The organism is Actinomycetospora chibensis (assembly GCF_028737215.1).
In the GTDB taxonomy this organism is placed as follows: Bacteria; Actinomycetota; Actinomycetes; order Mycobacteriales; family Pseudonocardiaceae; genus Actinomycetospora; species Actinomycetospora chibensis.
This window is the reverse complement of sequence record NZ_JAQZAM010000006.1, coordinates 91,225-112,527: the sequence shown is the minus strand read 5'-3', so window position 1 is coordinate 112,527 and position 21,303 is coordinate 91,225. Positions and strand designations below refer to the sequence as shown.

The 21,303-nt window shown below is 75.3% G+C and carries 13 protein-coding genes; 11 read left to right on the top strand and 2 right to left on the bottom strand.

Translation table 11 applies throughout. From position 1 onward, the window contains the following. The first annotated feature begins 2 nt into the window (after positions 1–2). The 5 genes from PH189_RS10965 to PH189_RS10945 all read left to right on the top strand — a co-directional run bounded on the left by PH189_RS10965 (position 3) and on the right by PH189_RS10945 (position 5,639). Positions 3–974: a C40 family peptidase gene (locus tag PH189_RS10965; protein ID WP_417281528.1), complete on the top strand. Its 972-nt coding sequence runs from the start codon at positions 3–5 to the stop codon at positions 972–974. Positions 975–1,151: 177 nt separating this feature from the next. After that, positions 1,152–3,002, top strand: a complete 1,851-nt coding sequence (gene dnaK, locus PH189_RS10960; RefSeq protein WP_274188817.1) for a molecular chaperone DnaK — start codon at positions 1,152–1,154, stop codon at positions 3,000–3,002. Between the two features lie 112 nt (positions 3,003–3,114). Continuing rightward, positions 3,115–3,852 (top strand): nucleotide exchange factor GrpE, encoded by a 738-nt coding sequence (gene grpE / locus PH189_RS10955; protein WP_274188816.1) that lies wholly within the window; start codon positions 3,115–3,117, stop codon positions 3,850–3,852. A gap of 45 nt (positions 3,853–3,897) precedes the next feature. After that, positions 3,898–5,160: a DnaJ C-terminal domain-containing protein gene (locus tag PH189_RS10950; RefSeq protein ID WP_274188815.1), complete on the top strand. Its 1,263-nt coding sequence runs from the start codon at positions 3,898–3,900 to the stop codon at positions 5,158–5,160. Between the two features lie 62 nt (positions 5,161–5,222). Continuing rightward, on the top strand, positions 5,223–5,639 hold the full coding sequence (locus PH189_RS10945; RefSeq protein WP_274189042.1) for a heat shock protein transcriptional repressor HspR: 417 nt from the start codon (positions 5,223–5,225) through the stop codon (positions 5,637–5,639). Between the two features lie 28 nt (positions 5,640–5,667). On the opposite strand, the gene PH189_RS10940 is transcribed toward PH189_RS10945, so the two are convergent. Next, the gene (locus PH189_RS10940; protein ID WP_274188814.1) at positions 5,668–7,041 is read right to left on the bottom strand and encodes an FAD-binding oxidoreductase; all 1,374 of its coding nucleotides are present in this window, start codon (positions 7,039–7,041) and stop codon (positions 5,668–5,670) included. Between the two features lie 341 nt (positions 7,042–7,382). Here PH189_RS10940 and clpB point away from each other — a divergent pair, with 341 nt between their 5' ends. From clpB to PH189_RS10925, 3 genes are all read left to right on the top strand, one after another. Continuing rightward, a complete protein-coding gene (gene clpB, locus PH189_RS10935) occupies positions 7,383–9,974 on the top strand; it encodes an ATP-dependent chaperone ClpB (RefSeq protein WP_274188813.1) in 2,592 nt (863 codons plus the stop codon). Positions 9,975–10,357: 383 nt separating this feature from the next. Beyond that, positions 10,358–13,201 carry an ATP-binding protein gene (locus tag PH189_RS10930; protein WP_274188812.1) on the top strand — a complete coding sequence of 948 codons (2,844 nt, stop codon included), beginning with the start codon at positions 10,358–10,360 and terminating at the stop codon, positions 13,199–13,201. An 85-nt stretch (positions 13,202–13,286) separates the two neighbouring features. After that, complete coding sequence (locus PH189_RS10925) at positions 13,287–14,717, top strand: FAD-binding oxidoreductase (RefSeq protein ID WP_274188811.1); 1,431 nt, start codon at positions 13,287–13,289, stop codon at positions 14,715–14,717. An 81-nt stretch (positions 14,718–14,798) separates the two neighbouring features. On the opposite strand, the gene PH189_RS10920 is transcribed toward PH189_RS10925, so the two are convergent. Beyond that, entirely contained in the window at positions 14,799–16,190 is a 1,392-nt protein-coding gene (locus tag PH189_RS10920) for an FAD-binding oxidoreductase (RefSeq protein ID WP_274188810.1), read from the bottom strand. Positions 16,191–16,405: 215 nt separating this feature from the next. Here PH189_RS10920 and PH189_RS10915 point away from each other — a divergent pair, with 215 nt between their 5' ends. Genes PH189_RS10915 through PH189_RS10905 form a run of 3 tightly spaced genes read left to right on the top strand, consistent with a single transcriptional unit; the run spans position 16,406 to position 21,296 of the window. Next, positions 16,406–19,246, top strand: a complete 2,841-nt coding sequence (locus PH189_RS10915) for an AfsR/SARP family transcriptional regulator (protein WP_274188809.1) — start codon at positions 16,406–16,408, stop codon at positions 19,244–19,246. Between the two features lie 56 nt (positions 19,247–19,302). Then, positions 19,303–20,085: a PIG-L deacetylase family protein gene (locus PH189_RS10910; protein ID WP_274188808.1), complete on the top strand. Its 783-nt coding sequence runs from the start codon at positions 19,303–19,305 to the stop codon at positions 20,083–20,085. Between the two features lie 23 nt (positions 20,086–20,108). After that, positions 20,109–21,296 (top strand): MFS transporter, encoded by a 1,188-nt coding sequence (locus PH189_RS10905; protein WP_274188807.1) that lies wholly within the window; start codon positions 20,109–20,111, stop codon positions 21,294–21,296. Positions 21,297–21,303: the final 7 nt, after the last annotated feature.

The window sequence follows — 21,303 nt, the reverse complement described above, 5'->3', positions numbered from 1 at the left end:
TGATGGCCGCGGGGCTGCTCGTGGTCGGGCAGTTCGTGGGCGGCGGCGAGGACGGCGAGGAGGCCACGACGTGCGAGGCGGGGACGGGCGCGCCGCCGTCGGCGGACGTCCCGCAGACCTCCGCGGAGCTCGACGCGGTGCAGCGCCAGACCGCGGCCACGATCATCGGGGTCGCCAAGGGGATGGCGATCCCGCCGCGGGGCTGGGTGGTCGCCCTCGCCACGGCGATGCAGGAGTCGCAGATGGGCACCGTCGGCATGGACGTCGCGGTGGACCACGACTCGCTCGGCGTGTTCCAGCAGCGGCCCAGCCAGGGCTGGGGGTCTCCGGAGCAGGTGCGCGACCCCGTCTACGCGACCCGGACGTTCCTCGAGCGGCTGCTCACCGTGCCCGGCTGGGACACGATGCCCGTCACGCGGGCGGCGCAGATCGTGCAGCGCTCGGCGTTCCCCAACGCCTACGCCAAGTGGGAGTCGCTGGCGAACAGCCTGGTCGCCGACCTCGCGGGGGTGACCGGCGCGATCCAGGAGTGCGTGCCGGCGGCCCAGGCGGGCCCGGGCCCCGCGGCCGCGCTCCCGCCCGGTGTCGCGCGCACGGCGATCGAGTTCGCCACGGCCGAGACCGGCAAGCCCTACGTGTGGGGCGCCACCGGGCCGAGCAGCTACGACTGCTCCGGGCTGATGCTGCGGGCCTACGAGCGCGCCGGGATCGTGCTGCCGCGCGTCTCCCGGGACCAGTACAAGGCCGGCGCGCACGTGGCCGTCGAGCAGGCCCAGCCGGGCGACCTGCTCTTCTGGGCCTACGACCAGTCGGATCCCGACACGATCCATCACGTGGCGATGTACCTCGGCAACGGGCAGATGATGGAGGCCCAGCAGACCGGCGTGCCGCTGGGCACCCGCCAGGTCACGTGGGACGAGGGCGAGCTCCTGCCCCTCGCGACCCGCCCGGGCACCGGCTCCGACCGGGCCTGACGACGCTTTCCCGACGGAGTTGAGCGTGTCGGGAACAAGTCCGTGCGATGCTCCGTTGGCCCGGATGACACACTTGAGCGCGACGGACTCAGGTTCGGTTTGCGCGACACGGCATCCGGGTCATACTTGAGCGAAGAACACTCAACGACATCCCCGGTCTCGAGAGGAGACGTCAGCATGGCGCGAGCGGTCGGCATCGACCTCGGCACCACGAACTCGGTGGTCGCCGTCCTGGAGGGCGGCGAGCCGACGGTCATCGCGAACTCCGAGGGAAGCCGCACCACCCCGTCGGTGGTTGCGTTCGCCCGGAACGGCGACGTCCTGGTGGGCCAGTCGGCCAAGAACCAGGCGGTGACCAACATCGATCGGACGATCCGGTCGGTCAAGCGGCACATGGGCACCGACTGGGCCGTCGAGATCGACGACAAGAAGTACACGGCGCAGGAGATCAGCGCCCGCACGCTGCAGAAGCTCAAGCGCGACGCGGAGGCCTACCTGGGCGAGGAGGTCACCGACGCGGTGATCACCGTCCCGGCCTACTTCGAGGACGCGCAGCGCCAGGCCACCAAGGAGGCCGGCCAGATCGCGGGCCTCAACGTCCTGCGCATCGTCAACGAGCCCACCGCCGCGGCCCTGGCGTACGGCCTGGAGAAGGGCGAGACCGAGCAGACCATCCTGGTGTTCGACCTGGGTGGCGGCACGTTCGACGTGTCCCTGCTCGAGATCGGCGACGGCGTCGTCGAGGTGAAGGCCACCAACGGTGAGAACCACCTCGGTGGCGACGACTGGGACGAGCGGATCATGACCTGGCTGGTCGACCGCTTCAAGAGCTCCCAGGGCATCGACCTGTCCAAGGACAAGATGGCGATGCAGCGTCTCCGCGAGGCCGCGGAGAAGGCGAAGATCGAGCTCTCCAGCTCCTCCAGCGCCAGCATCAACCTGCCCTACATCACGGTGGACGCCGAGAAGAACCCGCTCTTCCTGGACGAGACGCTCTCGCGCGCCGAGTTCCAGCGGATCACCTCGGACCTCCTCGAGCGCTGCCGCAAGCCGTTCAACCAGGTGGTCAAGGACGCGGGCATCTCCGTGGGCCAGATCAGCCACGTGGTGCTCGTCGGGGGCTCGACCCGCATGCCCGCGGTGCACGACCTGGTGAAGGAGCTCACCGGGGGCAAGGAGCCCAACAAGGGCGTCAACCCCGACGAGGTCGTCGCCGTCGGCGCCACGCTGCAGGCCGGCGTGCTGCGCGGTGACGTCAAGGACGTCCTGCTCCTCGACGTCACGCCGCTGTCCCTCGGTATCGAGACCAAGGGAGGCGTCATGACCAAGCTCATCGAGAAGAACACGACGATCCCGACCAAGAAGTCCGAGGTCTTCACGACGGCCGAGAACAACCAGCCGTCGGTGCAGATCCAGGTCTTCCAGGGCGAGCGTGAGATCGCGGCCTACAACAAGAAGCTCGGCATGTTCGAGCTCACCGATCTGCCGCCCGCCCCGCAGGGCGTGCCGCAGATCGAGGTCAGCTTCGACATCGACGCCAACGGCATCGTCAACGTCTCGGCCGTCGACAAGGGCACCGGCAAGTCCCAGCAGATGACCATCACCGGCGGCTCGGCCCTCTCGAAGGACGAGATCGACCGGATGGTCCAGGACGCCGAGGCCCACGCCGACGAGGACCGTCAGCGTCGCGAGGCCGCGGAGACCCGCAACCAGGCGGAGACGCTGGTCTACCAGACCGAGAAGTTCATCTCCGAGAACGACGAGAAGCTGCCGTCGGACATCAAGGAGAAGGTCCAGGCCGCCGTCGGCGAGCTGAAGACCGCCCTCCAGGGTGAGGACACCGAGGCGATCAAGGCCGCCTCGGAGAAGGTCGCCACCGAGTCCCAGCAGCTCGGGCAGGCCCTCTACGCCCAGCAGCAGTCCGAGGGCGGCGCCACGGGTGCCGCCGGGGCTGCCGGCGACGCGGGTGCGGCCGACGGGGCCGACGACGTGGTCGACGCGGAGATCGTCGACGACGACAAGAAGTGACCCGACCGGCGGGGCCGCAGGCTTCCTGCGGCCCCGCCGGCTCCGGCACGCTCTCCCCCCATCGTTCTCACCCCGGCGCCGCGGCGCCGGGGACCCTCTCGAGGAGGTCACAGTGCAGGATCCGGTCGTCGGGCAGGACGCCACCGACTCCAGTGTCGGCGGGGTGCCCACCTCCGGTCAGGACGCGTCCGCCGGTACGCCGCAGGGCGACGGCGCCACGGACGACGCCGCGACGCCCGCCCCCGGGGCCCTCGACGGGCTCGCCGGTGAGGCGCGGGCGGCCCAGGCCGCCGCGGACGCCAGTGCTTCGGACGCCGCCGCGGGCGGGACCGCGACCTCGGGCGGGGCTGCCGAGAGCGCCGACCCGGAGCTCGAGCGCGTGCGCGGCGAGCTCGCCGAGCGCACCGCCGACCTCCAGCGCGTCTCCGCCGAGTTCACCAACTTCCGCCGTCGCACCGAGCGCGAGCGCGAGTCGACCGTGGCGTCGGCGAAGGCGTCCGTGGCCGGTGAGCTGCTCACGGTGCTCGACGACGTCGAGCGCGCCGCGAGCCACGGCGACCTGACCGGCCCGTTCAAGGTCGTCGCCGACCGTCTCACCGAGACGCTGCAGCGCGCCGGCCTGACCCCCTTCGGTGCGGAGGGCGACACCTTCGACCCGTCGGTGCACGAGGCCGTCGCCCACGACACCTCCCCGGACGTCTCGGGCCCGACCGTCACCACGGTGATGCGCCGCGGTTACCGCTTCGGCGACCGGGTGCTGCGCCCGGCGATGGTCGCGGTCACCGACTCCGACGGCACCGCGCCCGCCGCCGACACCACGTCGGAGCCGGCGGACGCCGGCACGTCCTGATCACCACACCCGTCCCCCCGGCCCCGCGGAAGGAGCAGTTCCGACATGAGCGCCCGTGACTGGGTCGAGAAGGACTACTACCGCGAGCTGGGTGTGACCAAGGACGCCTCCGCCGACGACGTCAAGAAGGCCTACCGCAAGATCGCGCGGGAGAACCACCCCGACGCGAAGCCCGGCGACGCGAAGGCCGAGGCCCGCTTCAAGGCGGCGGGCGAGGCCTACGGCGTGCTCTCCGACCCGGAGAAGCGCCAGCAGTACGACGAGGCGCGCACGATGTTCTCGGGCGGGCGCTTCGGCGGGTTCGGCGGCGGTCGCGGCGCCGGGGCCGGCGCGGGCGCCGGCGGCACCGGGTTCTCGGGCGGCTTCGACGTCGGCGACCTCTTCGGGGGCGGGGGCGCCCGCGGCGCGGGCCAGCCCGGTGCGGGCGGTCTCGGCGACCTCCTGGGCGGGCTGTTCGGCGGCGGCGCCGGCGCCACCGCCGGGCCGACGCCCGGCATGGGCGGCACCCGTCCGCGCGAGCAGCGCGGCGCGGACGTCGAGACCGACGTGCGCATCGACTTCGCCGAGGCGGTCGGCGGCACCACCCTGCCGCTGCGCCTGGCCTCGCCGACGCGCTGCACGACCTGCGGCGGGAACGGCGCCAAGCCCGGCACCAGCCCCCGCACGTGTCTGACCTGCGGCGGCGCCGGCGTGGTCTCGCGCAGCCAGGGCGCGTTCGCGTTCAGCGAGCCGTGCCGCGACTGCTCGGGCACCGGGTCGATCGTCGACGAGCCGTGCCCCGAGTGCGGCGGCGACGGCGTGAGCACCCGCTCGCGCACCCTCACCGTGCGGATCCCGCCGGGCGTCGACGACGGCCAGCGCATCCGCCTCGCCGGTCAGGGGCAGCCGGGCAGTCGCGGCGGCCCGCCCGGCGACCTGTTCGTCGTCGTGCACGTCAACTCCGACGACCTGTTCGGTCGCTCGGAGCGCAACGCCGACGATCTGACGCTCACCGTGCCGGTGACGTTCCCCGAGCTCGTCGACGGCACGACGATCACCGTGCCCACCATGGACGGCAAGGTCTCGCTGAAGGTCCCCGCGGGGAGCAACAGTGGCCGGACGTTGCGGGTCCGCGGGCGCGGGGTGCACCGTAAGGACGGGCGCACCGGCGACCTGCTGGTCACCCTCGAGCTCGCGGTGCCGAGCCGGCTGAGCTCCGCGGCGCGCCAGGCCCTCGACGCGTACGTCGAGGCGACGGCCGACCACGACCCGCGGGCCGACCTCACGCGGCGCGCCGAGGCCGCTGCCCGGAGGGAGACCGCGTCATGAGCGGGGGCAAGGGCGGGGCCGACGAGCGTGGGCCGTGGCCGGCCCCGCTCGGCGCCCCGTCCATGCCCGCCCTCCCGACGTGGGCCGACGAGGACACCCCGGTCTTCGTCATCTCCGTCGCGGCGCAGATCGCCGGGATGCACGCCCAGACCCTGCGCAGCTACGACCGCATCGGTCTCGTCAGCCCCGGCCGCGCGAGCGGCGGCGGGCGGCGCTACTCGGTGCGCGACATCGCCGTGCTCCGCGAGGTGCAGCGGCTCTCGCAGGAGGACGGCGTCAACCTCGCCGGCATCAAGCGGATCATCGAGCTCGAGCGCGAGGTCGGCGCGCTGACCGACCGGCTCGCCGAGGTCACCGAGGAGCTGGCCCGCTGGCGCACCGCCGCGGAGCAGGCCCCGTCACGCGGCGACCGGCTGCCGGCCCGGCGGACCCAGTCGGTGGTCGTCTGGCAACCGGGTCCGCGTCATCGGCACGAGTGATCAGTCCGGCCGCACTCTCCGGCGGCGACTACTGAGCGAACGGGTCGTACGCGATGCGATCGAGCGGCACGCCGTCGACGAGCAGCGCCTGGGCCGTCGCGCGGATCATCCCCGGTGAGCCGGAGAGCAGCACGTCGTGGCCCGACCAGTCGCCGGAGCGCACCACGGCGTCGGGCAACGTCCCCGGCAGTGTCTCGGGGTCGAGCGGGTCGTCCTCGCACACGGGGGCGACCGCGAGCCAGGGCTGCACCTCGGCGAGGGCCCGCAGGCGGTCGAGCACGACGAGGTCGTCGGGCACCCGCCCGCCCAGGAACACCGTGCAGGGTCGGGGCCGTGTCCACCGCGCCATGTCCTCGCACAGGGCCAGCACCGGCGCGCCGCCGGTCCCGCCGGCGACCATGAGCACCTCGCGGTCGCTGCGCGGGCCGAGCCCGAGCCGCCCGGACGCCGGACCGAGGCGCCAGCGATCGCCCGTCGCCGTGTGCGCGACCATCGCCCGGCTCACCCAGCCGCCCTCGACGGCGCGGACGTGGAACTCCAACAGGCCGTCCGGGCGCGGCGCGGTCACCGGGCTGAGCGCGCGCCACATCCGCGGGCGCTGCGGGATCTCGACGGTCAGGTACTGCCCGGCGCGGTGCGGGACGGGCCGGTCGGGCGCGACGTGCAGCACCGCGAGGTCCCAGCCCACGCGCCGGTGGCCCACGACCGTGGCCTCGGCGAGGGCGGGCGCCGCGTCCCCGGCCGCGCGCGCCGCGTCCTCCATCGGGCCCGCGGCCAGGGAGAACGCCCGCACCCAGGCGTGCTCCGCCGCGTCGTCCCAGGCGACGCCGCCGAAGCGCCGCATCGCGCCGATCAGGGCCACGCCGAGCGCCTCGTACTGCTCGGCGCGCAGGCCCAGCGCGCGGTGCTCGCGCACGAGCGGCTCGAGCAGCGCGGCGAGATCGGCGGGACGGTCGACGGTGCTCATCGCCAGCACGAGCGAGCGCAGCAGCCGGCGTGCCGGCTCGGTGACCCGGGCGGGGAACAGCGCCCGCGACCCGGGGTCGAGGCTGAAGAGCAGCGCTGCGAACCAGTCGGCGAGCTCGTCGACCTGCGGCCCGACCTCCTCCCACGCCTCGCGGACCCGGCGTGCGGCGTCCGCCTCGGGGGTCGGGGGTGCGGGAGGGGCTGCGGGAGGTGCGGGTGCGGGCGGTGCGACCGGCGCGGCGCTCGGTGCCGGGCCGTCGTCCGGGTCCGGCGCGGCGTGCCGTCCCGGGCGCACCATCGGCGTCGTCGGGGGCGCCGGGACGGGGCGGACCGGGGCGAGGCGCCGGGGTCCGGGCCGGACGGTCGGTGAGGGGCGCAGGAAGGGCGCGGGGGCAGGGTCGGCCGGACCGTCTCCCGGCAGCGGCTCCGCGGACATGCCCCCTACCTCTCCCCAGCCCCCCATAGCGCGGCCCCCGTCGTTGCGACCGGGCCTCGCGTGTCCGGACAACTATGACAGCCCGTTCGTGGCCGTCACGCAGGGTCCCCATCATCGTGTCGTCGTCCGACCCCCACCGGCGTCGGACGGCGCCCGCGGCCACGCTGAGCAGCGACGACGTCCCGGAACGAGGCTCCTCATCGTCGTCGCTGTGGGTGACCGAACGGCGAGGAATCGCCGGGAACAAACCCCACGTCAGCGAAGTTGAGCCAGGTAGACTCAAGTTCATTGGGCGGCTGGTGGGCTGCCCGATCCGTACGTCACGCAGGAGGACCCCCGCCATGGACTTCACCCCCACCACCCGCACCCAGCAGGCGGTGTCGGCCGCCGTCCGGGCGGCCACCGTCGACGGTCACCCGCAGGTCTCGCCGGCCCATCTCGCCGGCGCGCTGCTCGACCAGACCGACGGCCTCACCGAACCGCTGCTGCGCGCGGTGGGGGCGGACCCGTCGGCGGTGCGGGCCGACGTCGGCAAGGTCCTCGCGGGCCTGCCGAGCGCGAGCGGCTCGAGCGTCGCGGCGCCGCAGTTCGACCGCGAGACCGCGCGCGTGCTCCAGCACGCCCAGACGCTCGCCGCCGACATGGGCGACGAGTACGTCTCCACCGAGCACCTGCTGGTCGGGCTCGCCGCGGCCGGTGGGCGCACCGGCGAGGTGCTCACCCGCCACGGTGCGACGCCCGAGGCGCTCCAGGAGGCGTTCGCGAAGGTGCGCGGGTCGGGACGGATCACGTCCGCCGACCCCGAGGGCACCTTCCAGGCCCTGGAGAAGTACGGCCAGGACCTCACCGAACGAGCCCGGTCCGGCGACCTCGACCCCGTCGTGGGTCGCGACGCCGAGATCCGGCGTGTCGTCCAGGTCCTCTCCCGGCGCACCAAGAACAACCCCGTGCTCATCGGCGAGCCGGGCGTCGGCAAGACCGCGATCGTCGAGGGCCTGGCCCAGCGCATCGTCGCCGGGGACGTGCCCGAGTCGCTGCGCAACAAGCGCGTCGTGGCCCTGGACATGGGCTCGATGGTGGCCGGGGCCAAGTACCGCGGAGAGTTCGAGGAGCGGCTCAAGGCCGTCCTGCAGGAGATCACCGACTCCGCGGGCCAGGTCATCACCTTCATCGACGAGCTGCACACGATCGTCGGGGCCGGCGCCACCGGAGAGTCCGCCATGGACGCCGGCAACATGATCAAGCCGATGCTGGCGCGCGGCGAGCTGCGCATGGTCGGCGCGACCACGCTCGACGAGTACCGCAAGCACATCGAGCACGACCCCGCGCTCGAGCGCCGCTTCCAGCAGGTCCTCGTGGGCGAGCCGAGCGTCGAGGACACCATCGGCATCCTGCGCGGGCTCAAGGAGCGCTACGAGGTCCACCACGGCGTGCGCATCACCGACGCCGCGCTGGTGGCCGCCTCGACGCTCTCGGACCGCTACATCACCGCGCGCTTCCTGCCCGACAAGGCCATCGACCTCGTCGACGAGGCCAGCTCGCGGCTGCGCATGGAGATCGACTCGCGGCCGGTGGAGATCGACGAGGTCGAGCGCGCCGTGCGCCGCCTCGAGATCGAGGAGATGGCGCTGGCGAAGGAGTCCGACGCCGCGTCCGCCGAGCGCCTCACCGCGCTGCGCGCCGAGCTCGCCGAGCGGCGCGAGGAGCTCGACGCGCTGACCGCCCGCTGGCAGGGCGAGAAGGACGCCATCGACTCGACGCGCGCGCTCAAGGAGCAGCTCGAGACCCTGCGCGGGGAGTCCGAGCGCGCGGAGCGCGACGGCGACCTCGGCCGGGCCGCCGAGCTGCGCTACGGGCGCATCCCGGCCCTGGAGAAGGAGCTCGCCGCCGCCGACGCCGCGTCGGCCGCCCCGGTGATGCTCAAGGAGGAGGTCGGCCCCGACGACGTCGCCGACGTGGTGTCGGCGTGGACGGGCATCCCCGCCGGGCGTCTGCTGGAGGGCGAGACCGCGAAGCTCCTGCGCATGGAGGACGAGCTCGGCCGCCGGGTGGTCGGGCAGGCCGAGGCCGTGCGCGCCGTGTCCGACGCGGTGCGCCGCGCGCGGGCCGGGATCTCCGAGGAGGACCGTCCCACCGGGTCGTTCCTGTTCCTCGGGCCGACCGGCGTCGGCAAGACCGAGCTGGCCAAGGCGCTGGCCGCGTTCCTGTTCGACGACGAGCGGGCGATGATCCGCATCGACATGAGCGAGTACGGGGAGAAGCACTCCGTCGCCCGCCTCGTCGGTGCCCCGCCCGGGTACGTCGGCTACGACCAGGGCGGCCAGCTCACCGAGGCCGTCCGGCGGCGCCCGTACTCGGTGGTGCTGCTCGACGAGGTCGAGAAGGCCCACCCGGACGTCTTCGACGTGCTCCTGCAGGTCCTCGACGACGGGCGTCTGACCGACGGCCAGGGCCGCACGGTCGACTTCCGCAACACGATCCTCGTGCTGACCTCGAACCTGGGGTCGGCGGCGCTGATGGACACCACGCTCGACGACGACGGGCGCCGCGAGAAGGTGATGGAGACCGTCAAGCGGTCGTTCAAGCCGGAGTTCCTCAACCGGCTCGACGACGTGGTCGTCTTCCACGCGCTCTCGACCGAGGAGCTGACCCACATCGTCGACATCCAGCTCGAGCGCCTCGGCGCCCGGCTGGCCGCCCGCCGGCTGACGCTGCAGGTCAGCGACGCCGCCCGCGAGTGGCTCGCGCTGCAGGGCTTCGACCCCCTCTACGGGGCGCGCCCGCTGCGCCGGCTCGTGCAGTCGGCCATCGGCGACCAGCTCGCCAAGGCCCTGCTGAGCGGCGAGGTCCGCGAGGGCGACACGGTGTCGGTGGACCTCGACGAGCAGGGCGACGGTGGCGCCGGCGCCTTGCTGGTGTCGCGCGCGGCCTGACCTCACCCCGCCCCGGTCTCACCCTGACAGCCCAACGGCCTCCCGCTGTTCGTCACGATCCGGTGACGAACAGTGGGAGGCCGTTGCTCGTTGCTGGTCGGGGACCGAGGGCGTCGCCACCCTGGGTGACCCTGGGGGGAGGCCTCCGATGCTGCACGTCGCGCTGCTCGGCCAGCAGGTGATCGCCGACGAGGAGGGCGGCCCGCGAGCCCGGTCGTCACGGGGGATCGCGCTGGCCGCCCACCTCGTGGCGCACGCCGGCACCGTCGTCCCCCGTCCGCGCCTCGCCGCCCTCTTCTGGCCCGACTCCGGCGGCCCAGGGGCTGACCAACCTGCGCCGCGAGCTGCACCACCTGCGCCACACCCTCGAGCACGCCCCGGTCGTGCGGGCCGACACCGCCGGTCTCGCCTGGCAGGACGTGGCCGAGGTGGCCGTGGACCTGCGCGTCTTCGACCGTGAGGCCGGGGCCGCCCTCGACGCGGCGACGCGGGACGACACCGCCGCGGTGGTGCGCCACGCCGCCGCCGCGCTCGCGCAGTACCGCGGTGCGTTCCTGCCCGGCGTCGACGACGAGTGGGCGCGCGAGGTGCGTGAGGACCGCGAGAACCGCTGCGCGCGTCTGTGCGGGCTGCTGTCCGACGCGCTGGCGAGCACCGGCGATCTGACGGCGGCGGTCGACGTCGCGCGCCGCCGGGTGCGGCTGAGGCCGCTGGAGGAGGCCGGGCACCGGGCGCTCATGGAGCTGCAGCTCGCCCAGGGTGACCGCGCCGGCGCGGTGAGCACGTACGAGCGCTGCGCGTCGGTGCTCGGCCGCGAGCTCGGCGTCGCCCCGCACGCCGACACGCGACGGGCGCTCGCCGCCGTGACCAGCTCCCCCGACGGCGACGGGGCGACCCCGGTCGAGGCCCGGGCCCGCGGGACGCCCGCGCTGGTCGGCCGCGAGGCGGAGCTCGCCGTGCTGACCCGGGCCTGGCGTCGCGCCGTCGCCGGCGAGCCGGGCCTCGTCCTCGTCCGGGGCGAGGCGGGGGTGGGCAAGACCCGACTGGTCGCCGAGCTCGCCACCCTCGTCCGCGAGCGGGACGGCGTCGTGGCGGAGTCGGGCTGCTACGGCACCTCGGATCGGCTGGCGCTCGCCCCGGTCGCGGACTGGCTCCGGGTGCCGGCGGTGCACGCCGCCGCCGAAGCCCTCGATCCCGTCTGGCGTGTCGAGGTGGAGCGGCTCGTCCCCCGCGCCGGGCGGGCGGAGCCGGGCCTCGTCGACGGTGCGCGCGCGATGGCCGACGCGTGGCGGCGCCACCGGTTCTCCGAGGGGCTCGCGCAGGCGTTCCTGCAGGTCGGGAGGCCCCTGCTCCTGGTGCTGGACAACCTGCAGTGGGGCGACCAGGAGACCGTCGCCTTCCTCGCCCACCTCCTCGGGCGGGCCGGCGACTCGTCGCTGCTGGTCGTCGGTACCGCCCACGACGACCCGGGGGCGGTCGACGGATGGTTCCCGCGGATGCGGGCCACCGGTGTGGCGTCGGAGCTCACGCTGGACCCGCTCGACGCCGCCGCCACCGCCCGGCTGGCCACGGCGGTCAGCGGACGGCCCCCCGACGACCCCGAGGCCCTGCACGCGGTCACGGGCGGTCTCTCGCTGCACGTCGTGGAGGCCGTGAGCGGCGCCGGCGTCACGGCGGGCCCGGCGCGGGGGGACCTCGCCGCGATGCTGCGCGCCCGCCTGGAGGAGGTGAGCCCCACCGCCCGCGACGTCGCCGTCCTCGCTGCTGCCGTCGGACGCGAGTTCACCCTCGCCCTGCTCGTGGAGGCCAGCGAGCTGGACGCCGAGGCCGTGGTCCGGGCGCTCGACGAGCTCTGGCGCCGCCGGATCGTCCGGGAGACGGCGAGCGGCTTCGACTTCTCGCACGACCTCCTGCGCGAGGCGGCCGACGCGCTGGCCAGCCCGCCCACCCGCTGGCTGCTGCACCGCCGCCTGGCGCACGCCCTCGAGGAACTGCACGCCGACGACCTCGACGCGGTGTCGGTGCGGCTGGCGCGCCACCACGCGCGGAGCGGGCGCCCGGAGCAGGCGGTGTCGGCGTACCGGCGGGCCGCCCACGTCGCCGCCTCGCGCTTCGCCCACGGCGAGGCGATCCGGCTTCTCCGGGAGGCGCTGCTCCTGGTCCGGGCGATGCCGCCGGGCCGGCACCGCGATGAGGAGGAGCTCGCCCTCCGCGACGCCCTGGCCGCTCCGCTCAACGCGCGCCACGGGTACGCATCACCGGTCGTGCGGGAGACGCTGGAGGCGTCGGTGGCGCTCGCCCACCGGATCGGGCACCAGGACGCCGAGCTGTCCGCGCTGGTAGGGCTCTGGATCACCCGCTTCGTCGCGGGCGCCATCGGCGAGTCCGAGGCGATCGCGACGCGGGTCGTCGCGATGGCCGACGGCGCCCCTGCCCTCGTCGCGCACGCCCACTTCGCGGCGGCCGGATCGGCGTTCGCCCTCGGGCGGCCCCGGCGGGCGCTGCACCACTTCGCGGTGGTCGCCGAGACGGCGGACACGGTGTCGCTCAGCGTCGGTACCCGCCTCGACGTGCACGGCGCGGGGTGGGCCGCCCACGCCCACTGGCTGCTCGGCGACGACGAGCGGGCCCGCAGGACCGCCACGGAGACCGTCGCGCGGGCACGCCGCATCGAGCACCCCTACAGCGTCGCCGTCGCGCTGGCCTACGACGCGGTCACCCACCAGTTCCGCGACGACCGCCCGGCCCTGGAGGCGTCGGTGGCCGAGCTGACCGAGCTGTGCGAGCGCTACGGCTTCGCGTACTACCGGGAGTGGGGGCCCGTGCTCTCCGGCTGGGCGCGCGGGGGTGCGGAGGGCTCCGAGTCCGCACATCGCGGCATCGACGGGCTGCGGGCGACGGGGGCGTTCTTCCGGATGCCGTACTGGCTCACGTTGGTCGCCGACATCGCGCTGCGGCGGGGACGTCGCGACGAGGCACGGGCGGTGCTCGACGCGGCGATCGCCGACGCCCGGTCCCGCCACGACGTGTGGTGGCTCCCGGAGGTGCTGCGCCGGCGCGCGGCACTCGACGACGCCCCGGGTGCCGTCGAACGCCTCCGGGCCGCGGCGGACCTGGCCCGCGAGCACGGCAGCACCGCCCTCCTGCGGCGGTGCCACGCCGACCTCCGGGACATCGATCCGACCGCGCTCACGGAGCGTTCGAGGGCCTCACGGCCATACGGGTGATGCGACGGTCCGGCGCGAACGCTGCGCGAACGCCGCCCGGGGACCGTCGGTCCCTCGCCGACCGTCCGACCCGCAGGAGACCCACGTGACCACCACCGCCCCACGCGCCACCGTCCCCTGGACCGACCTCTCCGCCGGTCTGCGTGGCCGGCTCGTCCTGCCCGCCGACCCCGACTACGACAGGGTCCGGGCCGTCTACAACGGGATGATCGACAAGCGCCCGGCCGCCGTCGCCCAGTGCCGCGACGTCGCCGACGTCATCGCCGGCGTGCACTTCGCCCGCGAGCACGGCCTGACCCTGGCCGTACGCGGCGGCGGGCACCACGCCGCGGGGCTCGGCGTCACCGACGACGCGCTGGTGCTCGACCTGTCGCTCATGCGCGGCACCCGCGTCGATCCCGAGCAGCGGACCGTGCGCGTCGAGGGCGGCTGCGTGTGGGGCGACGTCGACCACGCCACCGGCGCGTTCGGGCTGGCGACGCCGTCGGGGATCGTCGGCACCACGGGTGTGGCCGGGCTGACCCTCGGCGGGGGGACCGGCTACCTGACCCGTCGCTACGGGTTGACCGTCGACAACCTGCTCTCGGCCGACGTCGTGCTCGCCGACGGCTCGTTCGTCACGGCCTCCGAGGACGGCCACCCCGATCTGTTCTGGGCGTTGCGCGGTGGCGGCGGGAACTTCGGCGTCGTCACCTCGTTCACCTTCCGCTGCCATCCCGTCGGTGACGCCGGGACGATCGTCGGCGGTCCGGTGTTCTACGCGATCGACGACCTCGCGGACGTCATGCGCTGGTACCGCGAGCTGCTGCCCTCGCTGCCGACCGAGCTCAGCGGGTGGATCGGGGTCGTGGCCGTTCCGCCGGGCCCGCCGTTCCCCGAGGACCTGTGGGGACGGACGGTGTGCGCCATCGTCTGGTGCTACACCGGTCCGGGCGAGCGGGCGGACGAGGTGCTCGAGCCGGTGCGCACGTTCGGGTCCCCGCTGATGGTCGGCGTGCAGCCGATGCCGTACGCGGCGCTGCAGGCGGCCTTCGACCCGCTGTTCCCGCCCGGGCTGCAGTGGTACTGGAAGGGCGACGTCTTCACCGAGATCAGCGACGAGGCGATCGAGGTGCACCGACGCTTCGCCGAGGTGCTGCCCAGCGGCCTGTCGACGATGCACCTCTACCCGATCGACGGTGCGGCCGCCCAGGTGCCCGAGGACGCGACGGCCTTCCCGTACCGCGACGGCGGGTGGTCCGGGGTCATCGTGGGCGTCGACCCCGATCCCGCCAACGCGGACGCGATCACGCGCTGGGCCCGCGACTACTGGGAGGCGCTGCACCCGTACTCCGCGGGCGGCGCCTACATCAACTTCATGATGGAGGAGGGCGAGGAGCGCATCCGCGCCTCGTACCGCGGCAACTACGACCGCCTCGTCGAGATCAAGGGCCGCTACGACCCGGACAACCTGTTCCGGACCAACCAGAACATCGTCCCCGCCGGCAACGTCATCCCGCCGCCGCGGCAGGGCTGAACCCCGCCCTGTCTCCGAGCGAGGGGCACCTTCGATCGATCTAGCCGGTCGAAGGTGCCCCTCGCCCGTGTCCGGGCGAGCTCAGTGCCGCGCGGCCGCGGCGGTGAGGATGCCGTCGGGGTCATAGGTGCGCTGGATCGCGTCGAGCCGGGCGGCGTGGGCGCCGAACACCGCGTCCCGGTGGGCGTCCTCGTCGAGGCCGGCGAAGTTCACGTACACCCCGCCGGTCGCCGACGGTGTCAGCCTGTCCCACGCCCGCCGCGCCCAGCCGATCGCGGCGTCGTCCATCGCCGCGTCGGTCCATCCCGCGTCGATGCTGACGTTGAAGCCTGCCGCGCGGTGGGCGAAGGCGCTCTCGTCCTCGCCGACACGGGCGATCGCCCCGCCCATCGTCCGGACGATCACCAGCGACTGCGGCGTCGGCCGCGCGGCGCCCGCGGCGAGCACGGCGGCGGCCGCGTCGTCGTCGAAGGTCTCGAGGAAGTGCGACTTGAAGAAGTACCGCGCGCCGGCCGGGAACAGCGGGTCGGAGCCGGACTGGCTGGTGACGTAGTCGGTGATCGCGGTGGCATCCACCAGCGGCGTGCCCAGGCGGGCCAGCGGCGCGAGCACCTCGAGACCCTCCTGTGCGGGACCTGCGTACAGGCCGGCGACCATGACCACCGGCGCGCCGTGCATCTCCGCCGGGAACCCCGGGTCCGGCGGGATGCCCCAGAGCGCGAACTCCGGCGACACCGTCTCCGGCATCCGCGGTACGAGCTCCCGCCACGCCGCCAGCACACGCTCCGCGTCGTCGTACGGGTAGAGCACGAGCGCCTGTGCCACCTCGGGGCCGAGAGGCTGCAGCACGAACTCCATCGCGGTGACGACACCGAGTCCCCGCCCGCCGCCGCGGACGGCCCAGAACAGGTCGGGGTGCTCGTCGCGGTCGGCGGTGCGCACCGTCCCGTCGGCGGTGACGATCTCGACCGACCGCAGCGCGTCGCAGCTCAGGCCGTAGGCCCGCTGGAGGTGGCCCATGCCGCCGCCGAGGGTGAGCCCGGCGACGCCGGTCTCGGACACCTCGCCCCCGGGCACGACGAGGCCGTGGCGCTGGGTGGCGATGTTGACGTCGGCCCACCGGGCCCCGGGCTCGACGCGGGCGGTGCGGCTCGACGGGTCGACGGTCACGGCGGTCATCTCCGACAGGTCGATCACAAGGCCGTCGTCGCAGACGGCGCTCCCGGCGATCTGGTGCCCGCCGCCCCGGATGCTCACCGGGGGTCGGTGGGTCCGGGCGGCGGCGAGGGCGGCGACGACGTCCGCGCGCGACGCGCACCGGGCGATCACCGCGGGACGGCGGTCGATCAGCCCGTTCCACACCCGGCGGGCCTGGTCGTAGCGGTGGTCGGCGGGATCGATGACGTCGCCCGTCAGGGTCGCGCGCAGGTCGGCGACGAGGGTCTGGTCGTGCGTCGTGACGGTCGTGGTCATGGGGTCCTCCGAAGGGGCCGGGCAGGGAGTGGTCAGGCGCGACGAGCGCGCCGTCGCGGTCGGCCGCGGTAGCCGCGCGGTCGGTGACGACGTCGCAGCCGCCGTGGTGCGCTCGACTGCGGTGGGTGGTCCGACGCGGCGAACGCTGCTCCGATCGGCTGGCACGCCCCTTGCACCGCGCTGACAGCACGGCATGCTCGCCACGAGGAGTGGTGATGGGTGTTGCTGAGGCCGTCCGGGTCGATGTGCTCGGGCCGTTGCGGCTGAGCGTCGACGGCGCGTCGGTCGAGGTGCGCGGGCCCAAGCGCCGCGTCGTGCTCGCACTGCTCGCGCTGGCCGAAGGGCGCACCGTCTCCGTCGAGCAGGTGGTCGATGCTCTGTGGCCCGACGATCCGCCGGAGTCCGCGCGCGCCACGGTGCACAGCCACGTGTCGCGGCTGCGCGCCGACCTCCGCGCCGCCGCACCCCGCCTCACCACCGACGAGGGCGGCTACCGGCTGCACCTCGACGACGACGGGCTCGACCTGCGCCGGGTGCGCGACCTCCGCGACCGGGCCCGCGACCTCGTTGCGGCGGACCCCGCCACGGCGGCCGCGCTGCTGCGCGAGGCGCGGGGGTCCTGGCGCGGGACCGCCCTCGTTGACCTCGTGGAGGTGCCACCCCTGCGGGCGGTGGCACAGGCCGCCCACGAGCTCTGGTGCGACGTGACCGACCGCCTCACCGACGCCCTGATCGCGGCCGGCGCCGCCGGTGAGGCGCTGGGCCCGGCCGCCGAGGCCGTGGCGGACGATCCGCTGCGCGAGCCCGCGGTCCTGCTGCTCGTGCGGGCCCTGGCCGCCACCGGGCAGGCGCCGCGGGCGCTGCGCACCGCACGGGAGTTCCGGGCGCGGCTGGCCGAGGAGACCGGCCTCGACCCCTCGCCGGCGCTGGCCGCCCTCGAGAGCGACGTGGCGGCCGGCGCGGCCGGGCCGGTGGCGGTGCCGGAGATCGTCGTGCCCGCGCCGCCGGTGCCGCCGGTGCCCTCGGTGCCCTCGGACCTGCACGGACGGGATCGGGAGCTCGCCGCGACGGGCCGCCTGCTCACCACCGAGCGGCTGGTCACCGTCGTGGGCACCGGCGGGGTCGGCAAGACGCGGATCGCCCGCGAGCTCGCCCGTCGCCACCCCGACGCGGCGACCCTGATGCTCGCGGCGATCACCGACGCCGCGGGGATCCCGGACGCGCTGGCCGCAGCGCTGCGCCTCGGCTCCATCACCGGCGACGTCCTCACCGCCTGCCTCGACGTGCTGGACGCGTCGCCGCGGCTGCTGGTGCTCGACAACTGCGAGCACCTCCTCGACGCCGTCCGCGACCTGGTGGTCGAGCTCCTCGAGCGCTGCCCGGGGGTCACCCTGCTCACCACGAGCCGCGAGCCGCTGGGGCTGGCCGAGGAGGCGGTCGTGCGCCTCGCCCCGCTGCCCGACGACGCTGCCGTCGCCGTGTTCCTCGACCGCGCCCGCCGCGTGCGCCCCGACCTCTCGTTCTCCGCCGACGAGCTGCGCGAGGTGGCCGAGATCGTGCGCCGGCTCGAGGGCCTCCCGCTGGCCGTGGAGCTGGCGGCCGGGCGGCTGTCGACCTTCGCCCCGGCCGCGCTCGCTCTCCGCCTGGACCGGGCGCTGGACCTGCTCGGCAGCCGCGCCCTGCACGCCCGGCACCGGACGCTGCGAGCCACCGTCGCCTGGTCCTACGACCTGCTCACCGACGAGGAGCAGCGCCTGTTCCGGCACCTGTCGGCGTTCGCCGACGGCGTCGACCTCATCGCGGTGGAGGGGGTGGCCACCGCGCTCGGGCTCGCCGGTGACGCGGGGGACCTGCTGGCGCGTCTCGTCGACGCCTCGATGGTGGAGGTGGGAACCGAACCGTCGGGGCGCACCCGGTACCGGCTGCTCGAGACCCTGCGCGCCTTCGGCCGCGACCGGCTGGTCGCCGCGGGGGAGGTCGACGCCGCCGACCGGCACGTGGTGCGGTGGGCGGTGGAGCTCGCGGCGTGGGCGGAGCGCACCGCGCTGACCGCCCAGGAGGCCGTCGTCGGGCCGGTGCTGCGCCGGGAGCTCGGCAACCTGCGGGCCGCGTGGCGCCTCGCTCGGACCCGCGGCGACCTGGACTCGGCCGCAGCCGTGGCGGTCTCGCTCGCCGAGATCGCCTACTGGCAGGACCTGCGCGAGGTCCGCGCCCTGGCCACCGAGCTCGTCGACGACCCGGCGCTGGCCGGGCACCCGTTCGAGTCGCGCGTGTGGGGCCACGCCTCCCACGACGCCTACCTGCGCGGGGACGCCGTCGAGGCCGAGCGTCTCGCCCGCCGGGGGCTCGCACGCGCCCGCGACGACGAGGGGCGGCGTGTCTGCCTGGCCGCCCTCGGCGAGGCGAGACTGAGCCGGGGCGCCTGGGACGACGCGGTCACCCACGACGTCGCCGCGTGGGGCCTCGCCGAGCGCCCCCGCCCCGAGCCGGGCGTGGGCGCGCTGGCCGCGCTCTACGGCGGCGACCCCCGCAAGGCCCGCGAGCTCGCCGCCCTCCTGCCCACCGGCGACGTGCCGTCGCTGCTCGGGCTCGCCGCCTACGTCACGGCCGAGATCGACAGCGTCGAGGGCCGCACCGACGCCGCGGAGGAGGGCTACAGCGTCGCGATGGCCCGGGCCCGGAGCGTGGGGTCGACGTTCCTCGAGGCCATCGCGGCGGTCGGGCTGGCGTCGTTGCGCTCGCGGTCCGGACGGATCGGGGCCGCGCTCGTCGGGTACCGCGACGTGATCGACCACTGGGCCGCGGGCGGCAACTGGAGCCACCAGTGGGTCACCCTGCGCAACCTCGCCGACCTGCTCCGGAACCTCGGCGACGCCGGGACGGCGGACCTGCTCGACGCGGCCGCCGACCGTGCCCCCGACGCCCACGACGACCTACGCGGGCGGGGCCGTGTCCCGCCGGAGCGGGCGCCCGACCGCGAGCAGGCCCTCGTGCTGGCCCGCACGGCGATCGCGCGCCACCTCGCGGGGCGTGACAGCGCCGTGCACGCCGGCTGACAGCGACCGGTCCGAGTCTCGACGGCGTCCCACCCCGCCGTCGACCGGAGACCGCCGTGAGCGCCCCGACCACCACCCGTCCCGTCCGCACCCCCGACGACGTCGCCGCCCTCGGCACCGTGCTCGGGATCTGGGCCCACCCCGATGACGAGCTCTACCTCTCCGGCGGCGTCCTGGCCGCGGCCGTCGCCGCCGGCCGACGGGTCGTCGTGGTCTCCGCCACCCGCGGCGAGCACGGCACCGACGACCCGGCCCGCTGGTCGCCGGCCCGCCTCGCCGCCGAGCGGTCGCGCGAGATCTCGGCGAGCCTCACCGCGCTCGACCCCGTCCGTCGCCGCATCGAGCACCGGTTCCTCGGTGACGCGAGCGGGCGGTGCCACCTCGACGGCGCGCTCGTCGCCGACCCCGGCGCGGAGGCCGTCGACGAGCTCGCCGCGATCGTCGCCGAGGTCGCCCCCGACACCGTCCTGACCTTCGGGCCCGACGGGATCACCGGGCACCGGGACCACCGCGCGGTCTCGGCCTGGACCGACCGGGCGCTGCAGCGCGTGCCGGCGACGCCGCAGGTGTTGCACGCGGCTGTCACCGAGGCCTGGGTGCGGAGGTTCGCCGAGTTCGTCGAGCCGATGGACGACGCCGGCGACGCCTTCGCGCCCTGCCCGGACGCCGAGCTCGCCGTCGCCCTGGAACTCGACGGAGAGCTCCTGGACCGCAAGCTCGTCGCCCTGCGTGCCCAGGCCACCCAGACCGCCGGGCTCGAGGCCGCGGTGGGCGTGGACCGCTACCGGGCCTCGATCGCCGGGGAGTACTTCCGGCCCGCGCCGGGGCGATCGTGGTGACTCCGGCGTCACCCGGCCGGCTGTTGGCGGCGACCGTGGCCGCGACCGCGGTCGGCCTGGGGCTCGCCACCGGGACCGGTGCGCTCGCCGGGCCCCTCGCCACCACGTTCGGGGTGGGCACGGGGACGGCGTCGGTGGTGTTCGCCGCGACGCTGGCCACGATGCTCGCCCTTGGGGCGGTCACCGGACCGCTCGCCGAGCGCCACGGCGCCCGCCCGCTGGTCGCGCTCGCCGCGATCCTGGTACCCGGCGGCCTGCTCGTCCTCGCCGCGGCGCCCGGCCTCCCGGTGGCGGCCGCCGGCTTCGTGCTCGGCGTCGGCGGCGGGGCGGGCTGCCTGTTCGTCCCGCTGCAGGCGGCCGTCGGGGTCGCGTTCGAGCGCCACCGCGGCCCGGCCCTGGTGGTGGCGACCGCGGGAGCGGGGCTGGCGACGGTGATCGCTCCGCCGGCGACGGTGGCCCTGGTCGCGCTGTTCGGGCTGCGGGGCGCTGCCGTCGTGCTCGCCGCCGTGGCCGCCGCCGTGCTCGGGGCGTGCCTTCCCGCGGCGCCCGCCGGCGGGACGGGGAGCGGCTCGCCCGCCGCGCCCGAACCGGGCCTGCGGGCCGTCCTCGCCGACCGCGGGTTCCGGCGTCTCGGCCTGGGCGCCGTCGGGCTGTCCGCCGCGATGTTCGTACCGTTCGTGCACCTCGCCCCATTCGCCGCCCTGCGGGGGATCGACCTCGCCACCGGCGCCGCCCTGGTCGCGGCCGCGGGCGCGGCGAGCCTGGCCGCCCGGCTGGCGGTGGTGCCGGCCGTCGCCCGCTGGGGCGCCTTCGCCGTCTTCCGGGCCGGGGCCGTGACGATGACCCTGAGCCTCGGCCTGTGGGCCCCGGCGCACTCCGTGGCGGCCCTCGCCGGGTTCGCGCTGGTGTTCGGCGGGGCGCACGGAACCTTCGTCGGGCTCACCGGGGCGACGGCGGCCGAGCTGTTCGGGGTGGTCGGCTTCGGTCGGCGTCTCGGCGTGCTGCACCTCGCGGCTGCCGCCGGCGGTCTGGTGGGCCCGGGGACGGCCGGGCTCGTGGCGGAGGCGTCGGCGAGCCCGGCGGCCGGTGTCGCGGTGGCCGCGGTCTTCGGCGTCGGCGGGTGCACGGCGCTGTGGGGGTGCCGGACGGGGTCGGCGGCGCAGCGTCCCGGTCACCTGCTCCTCCACGGGCAGGAACATCTTGCGCGGTAGCGCTACG